The organism is bacterium (genome assembly GCA_026708055.1).
Classification (GTDB): Bacteria; Actinomycetota; Acidimicrobiia; order Acidimicrobiales; family CATQHL01; genus VXNF01.
In genome coordinates this window covers 17724-31239 of record JAPOVS010000014.1, presented here as the reverse complement: position 1 = coordinate 31239, position 13516 = coordinate 17724, and the positions used below count along the sequence as shown (strand labels likewise).

Annotated in this window: 15 protein-coding genes; 5 read left to right on the top strand and 10 right to left on the bottom strand. The window is 71.4% G+C overall.

The genetic code is table 11. The features are described 5' to 3' along the window. Nucleotides 1–4: 4 nt before the first annotated feature. Entirely contained in the window at nucleotides 5–994 is a 990-nt protein-coding gene (locus OXG55_01130; GenBank protein MCY4101858.1) for an ABC transporter permease, read from the bottom strand. A 57-nt stretch (nucleotides 995–1051) separates the two neighbouring features. Then, entirely contained in the window at nucleotides 1052–2368 is a 1317-nt protein-coding gene (locus OXG55_01125; protein MCY4101857.1) for a substrate-binding domain-containing protein, read from the bottom strand. A gap of 309 nt (nucleotides 2369–2677) precedes the next feature. On the opposite strand from OXG55_01125, the gene OXG55_01120 reads away from it, so the two are divergent. After that, nucleotides 2678–2863 carry a hypothetical protein gene (locus OXG55_01120; protein ID MCY4101856.1) on the top strand — a complete coding sequence of 62 codons (186 nt, stop codon included), beginning with the start codon at nucleotides 2678–2680 and terminating at the stop codon, nucleotides 2861–2863. A 73-nt stretch (nucleotides 2864–2936) separates the two neighbouring features. Here OXG55_01120 and OXG55_01115 read toward each other — a convergent pair whose 3' ends face one another. From OXG55_01115 to OXG55_01105, 3 genes are all read right to left on the bottom strand, one after another. Continuing rightward, entirely contained in the window at nucleotides 2937–3707 is a 771-nt protein-coding gene (locus OXG55_01115) for an SDR family NAD(P)-dependent oxidoreductase (protein ID MCY4101855.1), read from the bottom strand. 21 nt (nucleotides 3708–3728) lie between these two features. Continuing rightward, a complete protein-coding gene (locus tag OXG55_01110) occupies nucleotides 3729–4535 on the bottom strand; it encodes a 3-oxoacid CoA-transferase (GenBank protein MCY4101854.1) in 807 nt (268 codons plus the stop codon). Nucleotides 4536–4605: 70 nt separating this feature from the next. Continuing rightward, nucleotides 4606–5502, bottom strand: coding sequence for a hypothetical protein (locus OXG55_01105; GenBank protein ID MCY4101853.1), 897 nt, complete (start codon nucleotides 5500–5502; stop codon nucleotides 4606–4608). A gap of 97 nt (nucleotides 5503–5599) precedes the next feature. Between OXG55_01105 and OXG55_01100 the strand changes: the two genes are divergently transcribed. Genes OXG55_01100 through OXG55_01090 form a run of 3 tightly spaced genes read left to right on the top strand, consistent with a single transcriptional unit; the run spans nucleotide 5600 to nucleotide 7329 of the window. Then, nucleotides 5600–6742, top strand: a complete 1143-nt coding sequence (locus OXG55_01100) for a hypothetical protein (GenBank protein MCY4101852.1) — start codon at nucleotides 5600–5602, stop codon at nucleotides 6740–6742. 50 nt (nucleotides 6743–6792) lie between these two features. Next, nucleotides 6793–7086, top strand: coding sequence for a hypothetical protein (locus tag OXG55_01095; protein ID MCY4101851.1), 294 nt, complete (start codon nucleotides 6793–6795; stop codon nucleotides 7084–7086). 54 nt (nucleotides 7087–7140) lie between these two features. Beyond that, nucleotides 7141–7329 (top strand): hypothetical protein, encoded by a 189-nt coding sequence (locus OXG55_01090; GenBank protein MCY4101850.1) that lies wholly within the window; start codon nucleotides 7141–7143, stop codon nucleotides 7327–7329. Nucleotides 7330–7402: 73 nt separating this feature from the next. Here the strand turns inward: OXG55_01090 and OXG55_01085 are convergent, their stop codons facing one another. From OXG55_01085 to OXG55_01065, 5 genes are all read right to left on the bottom strand, one after another. Next, nucleotides 7403–7870 (bottom strand): VOC family protein, encoded by a 468-nt coding sequence (locus OXG55_01085; protein ID MCY4101849.1) that lies wholly within the window; start codon nucleotides 7868–7870, stop codon nucleotides 7403–7405. 4 nt (nucleotides 7871–7874) lie between these two features. Beyond that, nucleotides 7875–8810: an LLM class flavin-dependent oxidoreductase gene (locus OXG55_01080; protein ID MCY4101848.1), complete on the bottom strand. Its 936-nt coding sequence runs from the start codon at nucleotides 8808–8810 to the stop codon at nucleotides 7875–7877. Between the two features lie 62 nt (nucleotides 8811–8872). Then, entirely contained in the window at nucleotides 8873–9877 is a 1005-nt protein-coding gene (locus tag OXG55_01075) for a hypothetical protein (GenBank protein ID MCY4101847.1), read from the bottom strand. A gap of 69 nt (nucleotides 9878–9946) precedes the next feature. Further along, entirely contained in the window at nucleotides 9947–10987 is a 1041-nt protein-coding gene (locus tag OXG55_01070) for a phosphotransferase family protein (protein MCY4101846.1), read from the bottom strand. Nucleotides 10988–11035: 48 nt separating this feature from the next. Next, complete coding sequence (locus OXG55_01065) at nucleotides 11036–11314, bottom strand: hypothetical protein (protein ID MCY4101845.1); 279 nt, start codon at nucleotides 11312–11314, stop codon at nucleotides 11036–11038. 174 nt (nucleotides 11315–11488) lie between these two features. Between OXG55_01065 and OXG55_01060 the strand changes: the two genes are divergently transcribed. Next, complete coding sequence (locus OXG55_01060) at nucleotides 11489–13471, top strand: FAD-dependent oxidoreductase (protein MCY4101844.1); 1983 nt, start codon at nucleotides 11489–11491, stop codon at nucleotides 13469–13471. Nucleotides 13472–13516: the final 45 nt, after the last annotated feature.

Below are 13516 nucleotides of genomic sequence, written 5' to 3'. Positions count from 1 at the left end.
CCCGCTACCTCCGGCGCCCCACGAGGCGGGCGAACATCACCGCCAGCACCAGCGCGCCGCCGTTGAAGACCTCGTTGACCCAGCGCTCGGCGCCCAGCAGTGTCAACCCGGTGATCCCGACGACCAGCAGGTAGATGGCGATGATGGTTCCGACGGCATTGAACCGGCCGATGTGCAGCGCGGTCGCCCCCAGGAATGCCGCGGCGAACGGCTGCAGCAGGAAACTCGGGCCGATGTTGGGATCGATGCCGCCGAGGAAGCCGGCCAGCACGATGCCGGTCAGGGCTGCCACGATCGACGAGGCCACGAAGGAGCCGATCCTGATGGCGTCGACGTTCAGGCCGGCGAGGCGGGCGGCGTCCCGGCCGCCGCCGATGAAGAGCAGGTAGCGGCCGACCGGCGTCCGCTCGTAGACGTACCAGAGCACGACGACGAGCGCCCAGCCGTACCAGGTGCGCAGCGGGAAGTCCAGGATCTTGTAGCGGGCGACGGTGAGCATCGGCCCTTCCAGGTTGTAGATCTGGCGCGAGTTCGTGACGGCGATGGCGACTCCCGTCAGGGCCGTCATCATCCCCAGCGTCGTGATGAACGAGCTGACCCCGACCTTGACGACCAGGAACCCGTTGATCAGCCCCACGACGATCCCGACGGCGATCGCCACGACGAAGATGAGCCCCAGTGACCGCCCGTCCTCGACGATCACCGCCGATGTGGCCGCGGTCAGCGTCATCACCGAGGCGATCGAGAGATCGAAGTCCCCGGTGCGCAGGACGATCGTCGCTGCGAGGGCCAGCAGCAGGACGATGGCCTGCGAGTTGACCATCGCCCGGAAGTTGGCCTCCGTCCAGAACTTGTCGGGGAGCCAGATGGCGAACGTGGCAATGAACGCGCCGAGCACGAAGACCAGCGCGTAGCGCCCGCCGTGGCGGGCCAGCAGGTCGGTCCACGGCCGGTCCCGGTCGCCGGGGCCGGCCTCGCGGGCCTCAGATGGCACGCGCGAACCCTCGCTGGCCGGCGTCAGCACGCCGGCCCTCCGGCCGAGGCGATACTCCTAGCTGAGACCCCAGGCCTCGCGGAAGGCGTCCCGGTAATTCGTCCAATCTGCGTACGGTCCGAGTTGATCGTTGCTCGGGCCGACGTTGCTGCTGTCGATCGCCGCGTGCGGCACGACCCAGTCGAGAGCCTCCTCACCGGCCAGCGCCCGGCCGACCTGGTCGAGCAGTGCCCAGCCGATCCACTCGTTCGGCGGGAAGGCTCCCGTGGCCGACTGCGCGCCCGGGCCGCCGGCGCGGATGTCGTCGAGGTTCGACGAGACACCGTCGTGGCCGAGGAACTTGACGTCGAATCCCTCGGCGGCCGTCTTGGCCAGCGGCATCAACCCGTCCCAGACCGGGAACAGGTAGTTGATGTCGCCCTCGCGTCCCAGTACGGCGCTGACGTTGGGAGCGAAGTCACTCCCGATCGTGGTCGGGTCCACGTCCTCGAGCACGGCCTTGCAGTCGCAGGCCGCCTCGATCCTGGCCTGCGCCGCCACCATCATGTCGTCGTGCAGCGGCAGGGCGCGGATGCCGAAGATGGCGGCGCGCACGTCGCAGCCCGAGTCGGCCAGCATCCAGTTGGCCATCAGCTCGCCGCTCGCCCGGAAGTCGGGCGCGACGTGGGCGAACACGCCCGGCGGGAGCGGCTGATCGAAGCTGCCGTTGAAGATGTCGACCACGGCGATGCCGGCATCGGCGGCGTCCGCCAGCGGTGCGGACACCGCGCCGGGGGCGACGGCCTGCAGGATGATCGCGTCGGCGCCCTGCGCGATGGCCTGCTCCACGCCGAGATTCCACTCGCTCGGATCACCCTGACCGTCGAAGATCGTGACGTCGATACCGGCCTCGGCAGCCGCCTCCTCGAGTCCGGCGGTGACCGCACCGGTGAACTCGTTGGTGAAGATCAGGATGTTCCAGATGCTCTTGCCGGCGAGCGCTGACATGTCCAGCGGCCTCGACGGGCCCAGGACGGGAATCGGCTGCTGGCCGGCCGCCACCGCGGCCTCCGCGTCGGCGACGCACTCTGCCATCGGGTCGGGCGGCGGGGGCTCCGGCGCCGGCTCGGGCGACGGCGGGGGCTCGGGCGCAGGATCCGGCGACGGCGCCGGCTCGGGCGGCGGGGGCTCGGGCGCAGGATCCGGCGACGGCGCCGGCTCGGGCGGCGGCGGCTCGGGCGCAGGATCCGGCGACGGCGACGGCGCCGGCTCGGGGGCCGGTTGGGCTGCGGGCTGGGTGCTCTCAGCCTCGTCGTCCCCGCAGGACGCCGCAATCAAGGCGAACACCGCCAAGAGCGCGACGGCATACACAAACAGTCGTTTCGACGATCTCATGACTCCCCCCTGGGTCAAAGCGCTCCATCCAACCTAGTCGCGCGGTAGGTGTCACGTTCGACGTAACCCCCGCAGCACAGCGTGTCGAATCGGCGATCCGCCATCGCCCGCTGAGACGGATCGCCTCCGCCGTGTCGTGGGATCGGTTCCTCCTCGACGCATGCCGCATGGCCGAGATTGCGGGAACCGGCGGTTCTCTCGAGCGCGCCGTCCCACGGCACCCGACCACCGGCCGGCGTGACCGACGTCACTCAAATGATGTCAAACGCCATGTTCAGAACGTCATGGGGCCGCTGTTATCGTGAACGTGTGCGCAGGACGGTCGACTTCGCTCTGGACACCGAGCAGATGATCCGCCACCGGATGGCGACGCGCGGCATCAGCTTCGAGCAGGCCGTGAACGACTCCATCCGCCAGGGCTTCGACCGCGGCGTGCTCGATGAGACGCTCGCTACCCGGGCCCTCTGCGACGAAGGAGCTTCCACCGACCGCTAGAGATGTCGCGGTCAGCCTGATCACGACCCGGTCGCGCGGCCTGCTCGACACGCTACGAAGGGCGTTCCGACGCTCAGGAGATGTTCAGGCGCATGCCGGCGTCTAGCCGGATGACCTCGCCGTTCAGGTAGGTGTTCTCCATGATGTGGCGCACCAGGTTGGCCACGTCGGCGGGTGCGCCGAGGCGCTTGGGGAAGACGTTGCCGGCGACGATGGCGTCGATCTGCTCGTCGTTCAGCGAGGCCAGGATGGGCGTGTCCATGATGCCGGGGCAGATGGCCATCACCCGGATGCCCCGGCTACCCAGGTCACGGGCAAGCGGCAGCGTCAGGCCGATGATCCCGCCCTTGGAGGCGCTGTAGGACATCTGCCCCACCTGGCCCTCGATCCCGGCGATGGACCCCAGGTTGACGATCACGCCGCGCTCGCCCTCGGCGTTCGGCTCGTTGGCCGCCATGTGCACCACCACGTGGCGCAGCACGTCGAACAGCCCGATGAGGTTCACCTCGATGTGCGCCCGGAAGTGCTCCAGGGTGTGCACTTCGCCGCTCCGGCTGAGCATCCGCTGGCCCGAGCTGATGCCGGCGCAGCTCACCAGCAAATCGATCCGCCCCCAGACGGCCGCCGCCGCCGCCACGGCGGACTCCACGTCGTCGGGCCGGGTGACGTCGACAGCCACGAAGGCGGCGCCGTCGCCCAGCTCGGCGGCGACCTGGTCCCCCGCCGAGGAGGCCAGGTCGGCAATCACCACCCTGCCGCCCGCCGCCGCCAGGCCCCGCGCCACGCCCGCGCCGAGGCCCGAGGCGCCTCCCGTGACCAGCGCGACCGAGCCTTGGATCTTCACAGCGCCAGCCCCCCTGGCATCTCAGAATTCTCGCAGGCGGGCGCCGGTGGGGTCCACCTCGCTGCGGAGGATGCGCAGCTCCTCGCCACTGGGGCGGGCCGTGGCGGGCACCTCCCCCGCGGGCAGCAGCACTTCGAAACCGGTGGCGGCCTGCACGTCGGCGACGCTCACGCCGGGATGCAGCGAGGCCAGCCGCATCCGCTTGGAGGCGGGCTCGAAGTCGAAGACGCACAGGTTGGTGATGCAGAGCTGCGGGCCGCCGGGCATGCCGAGGGAGGCCCGATGGTCGCCGCCGTCGCCCCAGCCCATGCCCGAGCGGAAATCCAGCCGCTCCACGAACGTGCGCGGGTCGTGCGTGGTGCTCCACAGGTAGATGCGGGGGATCATGCAGCCCAGGTCGGCCATCCCCCCGCCGCCGGGCAGGCGCACCTTGGGGCTCTCGTAGGGGCCGATCACGCTGTTGTTCACGTTGCCGCAGGCGTCCATCTGGGCGCCCCGGAAGGCGAAGGTGTTGTAGCGGGCGCCCTGGGCGTGGGACCAGAAGTCGAACGGCGAGTTGGCGAGCATCGAGGCACCGCCCCAGATCTCGTCGGAGAGTGTCGAGGAGCCGACGACGGCCGGGTCGGCGTCCACGGCGATCGAACTGGCCGCCCACACCAGGTCGGGGGCGTGGGTGCGCCGCGCCAGGCGGTAGCCGCAGACGGGGATGAACGAGACGGCACCGTTGAACGCCCGGGTGTCGTTGGCCATGGCACGGGAGAACGTCACCACCATCAGCTCGTCGATGGTGCAGCCGTAGCCCGGCACGGCCGCAGGTGCACCGCTCACGATGCGCCCGCCGCGATGGTGCCTGCCCCTGTCGGGGAACGCACGATCACCGTCTCGTCCGACGTACCGCTCACGCCGCCGCCCCGTCGCCGTCGGCGGCGGCCGGCATTCCGTTGGCCGCCAGGAAGTCCTCCCAGGTCTCGGGGCCCGCGATCCGACGCTCCCAGAACGCGGCGAAGTCCTCCGGTGTGGCGCACGCCGCCAGATAGTCCTCGAAGAACCCGCTGTGGTGGCCGTACTCGGGGAAGCAGGACGTGGGGAAGGCCCCGCGAGGTGCCTCGCAGACGGCGTCGACCATGAAGCGGGGATAGGTGGTGCGGTGGGGCTCGGCGGTGAACGAGGCCGTGCCGGCGATTCGCTCGGCGGTGACGATGGTGCGCTCTGCGGCGTTCACGATCTCGCTGTCCATCCAGATCAGCTTGGGGTTGACGCGGGCGTTGCCGATCGCGTCCGCCTCGTGGACGTGCACCGCCGCCACGTCCACCGCCAGCGGCGTGCAGGCCACGTAGGGGCGGCCGGTCACGGCGTCAGTCTCGATGCGCAGCGCCCCCGAGGCGCCATGGAGGGCCGGCACGTCGGTGCCGAGCCCGGCCACGGTCGGCACGAACGGCAGGCGCCGGGCCTGCGCCTGCAGCCGGCAGATCAGCAGGTGCTCGGAGTACTCCTCCATGGTCACCTTGCCGCTCTCGACGCCGCGGCGGAAGTGCGGGGCCAAGCCGAGTCCCTCGAAGCTGACGAGCCCGGCCACAATCCGGGACACAGCACCCGCAGCCACAAGCCAGTCCACGCACATGCCCGCCACGATGGCCACCACCGTGAGATCGCGCTTGCCAGCCCGCACGAGCTCCCGCACGAACGCCATGGGGGCGCTGTTCATGGACAGCCCGCCGAGGGCGACAGTGGCGCCGTCGGGCACCGAAGCGGCGGCCTCAGCCAGGGAGATCTGCTTCGAAACGGGGCCTACCACGCCCAATACTTACCAAACGAGCGGTAGAAACGCAATTGACGGGCCACCGAGACGCGAGGAACAGCTGAGCGCGAGGGCGAACCGGTACCGTGCGGACATGCCCGACGGTCTGCGCACGATCGATTTCGATGACGCCGACTTCCTCGATGAGTTCCATCGCCTGGGCTGGACCGACGGGCTGCCCGTCGTGGCGCCGACGCCCGAGCGTGTGGGGGCGCTCCTGGACCATGCGGGGCTCTCGCCCGACACCATGCTCGGCACCATCGAGGCACGGGGCCGCTCGCTCAACGCCCAGCAGGCGGCCGCCAACGCCGTCATGGCCGGCTGCGCGCCCGGGCACTTCCCGCTGGTGGTGGCGGCCCTCTGCGCCATGCTGGATCCGACGTTCAACGCCCACACGGTGATGACCAGCACCGGCGGGGCCGCCTTCTGCCTGCTCGTGAGCGGGCCGGTGACCGCTGAGTTGCAGATGGCCACCCGCCACAACGCCCTCGGGCCGGGCAGTCGCGCCAACGCCGCCGTGGGCCGCACGCTGCGCCTCGTGGCCCGCAACGTCTTCGGCGCCCGAACCGGCGAGATGGACGCCTCCTCCATCGGCCACCCGGGCAAGTTCACGCTGTGCCTCGCCGAGGACGAGCCGACCGCTCCCTGGGAGCCGCTGCGGGTGGAGTTGGGTTACGGCCTCGAGGACTCCACCGTCACGATCCTGGGCACCGAGGGGCCGCGCCAGGTGGCCAACCACCTCAACCCCTCGCCGGAGGGCATCCTCACCACGATGGCGGCCGCCATGCGCTGCCCTGCCACCTATCCCGTCGGCAAGGGCGCCCAGGCGGTGGTGGTGCTGGGGCCCGAGCACACCGCCGCGCTCGTCAAGGCGGGCTGGACGCGCAGCCGTGTCCGGGAGTTCCTCGCCGACGCCAGCCGGGTCACACCTGCCGAGATCGAAGCGGCAGGCGTGTTCCTCGAGGTCGACACCCAGCACGACATGACACCGGGACCCGACGGCAGGCTTCCGACGGTGCGCAGCGCCGACGACGTCTTCCTGGTGACCTCCGGCGGCCACGGCGCCGGCTGGTCGGCGTACCTGCCGGTGTGGGCTCCGACGCTGCACAGCATCGCCGTGACGCGCCGGGTGCCGGTGCCGGGCGCGGGCCTGCCGCAGAACCAGCCGAGTCCTGCGGTGGCCACCGACGGCACGCGCCGGACCTCGATCCCTGGATCCCGGCCTGCGCCGGAATGACCGCTGAAGAGAGTCGCAGCACCTCTCAGACGTACCGTAGGCTCGACTCGATGGCCACCATCACCGTCGTTCGACCGGACCACGTCCCCAAGGCACGCAGCATCGCCCGCGCCCCCCGCCGTACACGCGGCGCCGCCGACGCGCTGCACCTCACGCTGATCGAGAACGGCAAGCCCAACGCCCGCACGCTGCTGGGCCATGTGGCCGACGAGCTGCGCAGCCGCCTGCCGTTGGCGACCGTGGACGTGTACTCCAAGCCGGCCGCCGGCAAGCCGATCGACGCCGACGTCGCCGACATGCTGGCGGCGCGTTCGCACTTGGTGATCTCCGGCGTCGGCGATTGAGGCGCCTGCACGGCGTGCAGTCTGCACGACGCAGTGTTGCTCGAGAGCCGGGGCGTGCCCACCGCGCTCGTGGTCACCGAGCCGTTCGTGGCCGTGGCGGCCCGCTTCGCCCCGACCGTCGGGGCGCCCGGCTACCCGTCCGCCGCGGTCCCCCACCCCATCTCGTCGGTGGGCGACGACGACCTCCGTAAGTACGCCGCAGCAGTCGCCGACGAGGTTGCCGACCTCCTCACGACCGCCTGATCATTACCCACTGGATTCCGGCCTCCGCCGGAATGACGATGCGAGGCCGGGGATGCCGACGGCGGCGGGATCGCTACAGGGTGAAGTCGCCGTCGGCGTACCAGTTGTCGAAGGCGGCCTTCACGATCACGTCCACCAGTTCGATCTGCTGGCGGTCCGGACCGATGAGGTAGGCGAAGCCGGCGGGACCGCCGTCGGGGCCGGCACCGGTGAAGCGGACGGTCCACCCGGCGCCGGTGAGCGTGCCGAGATCTCCCCGCAGATCCTCAGTCCAGTAGCCCATGTGGTACGTGCCCGCGTCGGTGCCGGGATCCCAGAACGAGCCGATCGGCCCCTCCACGAGCTCCACCTGCACCGGGCCCTGCACGGAGTACGTGAAGCGCACGCTCGTCTCGACGACCCTGCCCTCGACGAGGTGCTCGACGTCCAGCGACTGCGGGCTGTGCCATGTGAGCCCCGTACCGGCGGAGTAGAACTCCATGGCCTCGGTGAGATTCGAGACGGCGACACCGACATGGAACGGCGCTGTCAGATCGACCATTGACCTACCTCCTCGGTTCGCAAGCGTCCGAATCATCCCCGGCGCCCAGCAGCGACTTCAACTCGACGAGGGCTTCGACGTGCGCGGCCCATTCGGTCTCGCTGCGCGCCAGCGGCACGAACAGCACGTGCTGCAGGCCCGCCTCGATGTAGCCGGCCAGCAGTTCGGCCAGTTCGGGGATCGAACCGGTGGCCACCGGCCGGTCGCCGTAGCCGTCGCCCACCTCGCTCCAGCGCCCACCGCCGTCCAGCGGCGACCCGATGCGCACCTCCATGTGGATGGAGGCGACGGTCGGGCGGCCGCCGGCAGCACCCTGCTCGTGCGCCCGCAGCTCGCTGAGGCGCTCGGTGAAGACCTCCAGCGGCGCCCACGTGCCCATCCAGCCCTCGCAGCGAGCGGCGCGGCGCAGCGCGCCCGGCGACGATCCCCCGATCCAGATGGGCACCTGTCCCGCCGGGGCCGGCTTGACGCGTACGTCGCGGAAGCTGAAGTGCTCGCTGGCGTACTCCTCGGCGCCGCCCCAGGCGGCCCGCCAACCGCCGATGTAGTCGTCGAGGCGCTGCCCCCGCTGTCGCATCGGCACGCCGCAGGCCTCGAACTCCTCGTCCAGCCAGCCGGCGCCCACGCCCAGGATGGTGCGCCCGCCCGACAGCCAGTCCAGCGTGGCCCATTGCTTGGCGAACTGCATGGGGTTGCGGTAGGCGGGCACCAGCACGCTGGTCCCGAGCCCGACCCGGTTGGTGTGCGCCGCGGCGGCCGACAGCAGCGGCACCGGCTCGGGGAAGAACGACGGCATGCCCGCCAGCGCCGTCGGAACGGCCACGTGGTCGGCCACCCACACGTCGTCGAAGCCCAGTTCCTCGGCCTGCCGGGCGATGCGCACGATGTGGTCGAGGCCGGCGGAGCGCCCGAGTTGCGGCAGGTGCAGGCCGAATCGCACTCAGCGCATCCTCAGCACGCCGCGCCGGGGCGGCCGGGCGAGTGGCCGGGCCTCCGAGCGCATCAGAACCGGAACCGGGGATGCGGCGGGTGGATCGAATACTCCACGACGCCGTAGCCCCGCTCGCCGGTCTCGGCCACCTCGAAGTCGAAGAACGGCTCGTAGCAGTCGAGGCGCACCTCGGCGTCGTTCTCGTCGCGCATCAGGCCGTTGCGGGTCTGCGCCCATTTTCGTCCGGTGAGCACCGTGAGCGTCTCGCCGTCGGGCATCTCGAAGGTCATGGTGAAGGCCATGGCGGTGCGCTCGTCGTCCTCCATGCGGGGCACGCAGGTGGCGTGGCGGATCGGGCGGGCGCCGGAGGCATCGGCGATCCAGCCTCCGTTGTGGGCTCGGCCCTCGGGGATCGGCTGGGTGGGGCTCATCCAGCCGAACGAGTTGAGGTGGCGTCCCGGCAACTGCACCGACGGCCAGAAATGGCCCCAGGCGGCCTCGGCGGTGCGCCGCCGGCGGGGCACCCACGGGGAGTCGTGTACGAAGCGGTGCGTCCAGGAGTGGTCGCGGTGCGCCCAGCAGCTGATCGGCCGGCGCTCGCCGGCGCGGGGTCCGCCGTGGGCCTCGAAGCTGCCGGCGCAGTCGAGGGCCTGCTCGTAGTGGCCGCCGTAGTTCTCGTAGGTGGCCAGCGGGTTGCCGCCGAGGCAGTCGTCGTAGTCGAAGGGGTCGAACCGGCCGCTGTAGCTCAGGTCGAAGCCGAACTTGGGGCCGTCGAACTGCCAGCGGTAGCGCCCGAAGGCCTCCAGGACCTCGAACCGCACCCTGCCGTCGCCGAGGGTGTCGAAGACCGGGTCGCCACCGAGGGGCTGCCGGGACGCCCACTGCTGCGGCACCCCGTCGATGACGTAGCAGGCGCTGGCCCGGATGTAGCCGTGGGAGAGGCTGGCGTGGATGTGGTTGATGCCGAAGACGTCGGCCTCACGGTCGCAGACCGAGAACCAGAAGTTGTCGCTCCACAGCCGGCCGGAGTCGTCGGGCGGGTGGTGGAGGTACTCGTCGCGCTCGCTCAGGTTCATGGTGATCCCTCCCGGCCGCCTGCTCCGGCCGGCTGCACAGTCTCGCAGTTCAGGCCAGGTGTGCCACCCTCAGATGTCGCGCCACTGGACTCGTGGCAGACCGGGCTCATCGGCGCCGCCCGGGTACGAGGCCCCCGGCGGATCCAGTACTTCGCCCAGGGGCGGAAGGTCGGGCTCGAGCCAGGCCACGAGTTCCCAGGCGCCCGCCTGCGCCGCGGCGCCGATCTCCGCCAACCGCGGGTCGTCCGCCCGGCCCGCCTCCAGGGCAGCCAGGCCCTGCATGCCCGACAGGTACGACCGCACGCGCTCGAATCGCAGCGCGTAACGCAGCCGCTGAGTGTCAATCTCGACGCCGCCGGCAGCCCGGTACGGGGCGACGGCCTCGCCCTCGATGGCCCCCCAACCGCCGAGGTGCATGCTGAAGGCCACGTCGCACAGCGGATCGCCCACCCAGGCCCGCTCCCAGTCGACGATGCCGCCGATGACGCCGGGAGCGGTCCACAGCACGTTGGCCGGCCGGAAGTCACCGTGACAGAGAGCGGGCCGGTCCTCGCTCTCTGGGCAATGGCGTGCCAGCCAGCGCATCGCCACGTCGATCCCCAGGTGCCGCCAGCAACGCCGGTAGGCCTCGGCCAGCCGGGCCAACTCGGCCTCGTAGGCGGCACCGATGGTGGCGACATTGCCCAGAGCCCGCGGGTCGCCCCGGCTGTGCAGCGCTCCGAGCGCCGTCGCCAGCGCCTCCCGGTACGGCGCCGGATCGGCCGGCCGCCGCTGGGCCTCGCCGGGCACCAGCGAGTGTACCCCAAACGGTCGCCCGATGGGATTCGGCACATCGCGGACCGCCAGCACCTCCGGGGCCGGCACCACCCCGGCCACAGCCCGCAGTCGCCGGGCCTCCGCAGCCGGATCGTAAGGCTCCACCGTCCCCCCCACCGGTGCCACCCGCACGATGACGGCGTGATCGGCTCCCCAGCGCACCCGCAAGGTGATCCACGAGTAGCCCCCGGCCAGCCGGACCACCTCCGGCACCCCGCCGCGGTCCCGCCGCGGCGCCGCACCGGCCTCCACCAGCGCAGCACCGACCGCCAGGGGGCGCAGATCAGGAATCAAAGTGAGAGGATCCGCCGGCCGGGGAGGGATTGACCCGGCACGAGTGTTTCAGGACACCGCGGCGCCCGCGCTCTCGAGGGCAGCGATCCGCTCACCATGATCGGCCATCCGCTCAAGCTGCCGGCCGTGCTCCTCCAGGGTCGTTTCGATCCGAGCGAGGCTCTGGTGGATCGACAACAGACTCGACGACAGACTCGACTCGACCTTGTCGATCCGAACTCCAACCGCTCGGATGTCGTCGCGCAGGCTCTGAAGGTAGAAGACGAGAACGGTGATGAAAGCGGCACCGACGGTACCGATGATGGACGAGACGATTGCGGTGTTCATACGTGCACCTCCTGTGATCCTACCGCGGCTCCTGCCGAGGGGCAAAGCCTAACCTGTCGGCAGACAATCTGTCACGTTTCAATATATAATACTAGTTTTCATTGGAAATAGTCCTACAACCCGAGGCAGCGGCACTCGGCCGGGACGTGCAGGGGGCACCTACACTGCCGCGTCGTGCCCGAATCGGCGTATCCGCTGCTGTTCAGCCCGCTGAGGATCGGCGGGCTGGAGTTACCCAACCGGATCGTGTTGTCGGCTATGACGACGGGGTTCGGGTTCTCGCAGGGCGCGCCGGACGACGAGGCGCTGGCCTACTACCGCACCCGCAGCCGGGGCACGGCGCTGGCCACCGCGGGCTTCTCGGCGGTGGCGCCGGCGGGACGGGTCGAGAACGCCATCGCCTGGCTGTGGCCCGAGGGGGCCGCGGAGGCGCTGGCACCGCTCGCCGAGGCCATTGCGTCGGTGGGCGCGCACCCGTGCATCCAGCTCGGTCACGGGGGACGCCAGGTGTCGCCGGACGTGATCGGCGAACCGCCCGTGGCGCCGTCGGCGGTACAGGCCGGCGCGCACGTGCGGATCGCGCCGCGGCCGCTGTCGACCGATGAGGCCGAGGCGATCGTGGCGGCGTTCGGCCAGGCGGCCGAGCGGGCCGCAGCAAGCGGCTTCGCGGCGGTGGAGGTCCACGGCGGCCATGGCTACCTCATCGGTCAGTTCCTGTCGGCCGAGTCCAACCGGCGCACGGACCGTTTCGGCGGCGCCACCGTCGCCGAGCGCAGCCGCTTCGGCTGCGAGGTGATCGAGGCGGTACGCAAGGCCGCACCGGAGTTGGCCGTGGTGGTGCGCATCAACGGCTCGGATCTCGTGCCCGGCGGCCTGCAGGTCGCCGACGCCGTGGTGGCCGCGCAGCGGTTCGCCGAGGCGGGCGCCGACTCCTTCGTCGTCTCGGCGGGCGTATACGGCTCCGTGCCGTGGACCATTCCCCTGCTGGACGACCCCGAGGGCGCCTTCCTGGATCTCGCCGCCGAGGTGCGCCGCAACGTGGACGTGCCGGTGATCGGCGTGGGTCGGATCACCACACCGGAGAGCGCCGAGGAGGCGCTGGCCGCCGGGCGCTGCGACGCCGTGGGGCTGGGGCGGGCACTGCTGGCGGACGAGGACTGGGTCGCCAAGGCAGCGAGTGGGCGATCCGACCGGATCCGGCCGTGCATCGCCACGGTGGAGGGCTGCGCCGGCCAGCTGCAGTACGGCGAGGCGATCTCCTGCTCGGTGAACCCCGGCGTGGGGCGCGAGACGCACCGGCCTCCAGAGCGCGCCGAGGCACCGGGCCGGGTGCTGGTGGTGGGCGGCGGGCCGGCCGGGATGGAGGCGGCCCGCCGTGCCGCCCAGCTCGGCCACGAGGTGCATCTGGTGGAGCGGGCCGACCGGCTCGGCGGTGCCCTGAACCTGGCCGCAGCGACTCCCGGCCTGGGCCACCTCGCGCGCCTGGCGGGCTGGTATGAGGGCGAGCTCGGGCGGCTCGGCGTCACGGTGTCGCTCGGCACCGAAGTCAGCGCAGCCGACGACCTGGCCGGGATCCCGGCGGACCACCTCATCCTCGCCACCGGCGCGGAGACCGCCCCCGAAGTGCTCGACGGCTATGAGCACCTGCCGGCATGGACGCTGGAGGATCTGCTGGAGGGCCGGTCCTCCAGCCACGGAACCTGGCACCTCATCGACCCCGTGACGGTGCTCGGCGGGGGGAGCCGCGCCCTGGCAGCCGCCCTGTGGTGCCGCCGGGGCGGCTACCGGGTCTCGCTGCTGAGCGCCGAGCGGCTCGGCCACGACACCTCCGGTCTGGCCCGCCGGGCCTACCTGACGCGACTGGCCCCCGAGGCCGCCGTCCAGGGTCAGGCCCTCCGGATCGTCCCAGGCGGCGTGGAGTGGCGCGACGCCGCCGGCGAGAGTTCGCTGCTGTCCGCTCGCAGCATCGTCGTGGCCGAACCGGTACGGGTGAACGTCCCCGCCGCCGTGGTGCCCCAGGGCCGCAACGAGGAGCGACCGGCCGCCACCGGCATCCACACGGTCCGCATCGGCGACGCCCGCAGCCCCCGCACCATCGGCGACGCAATCGCCGAAGCCCGCCAAGCGGTGGAGTCGCTCCCGGCGCGCACCGGCTGACGCGTGGCCTCCGCCCGAACGGCATCGGGCCGGCACCGGAACCGC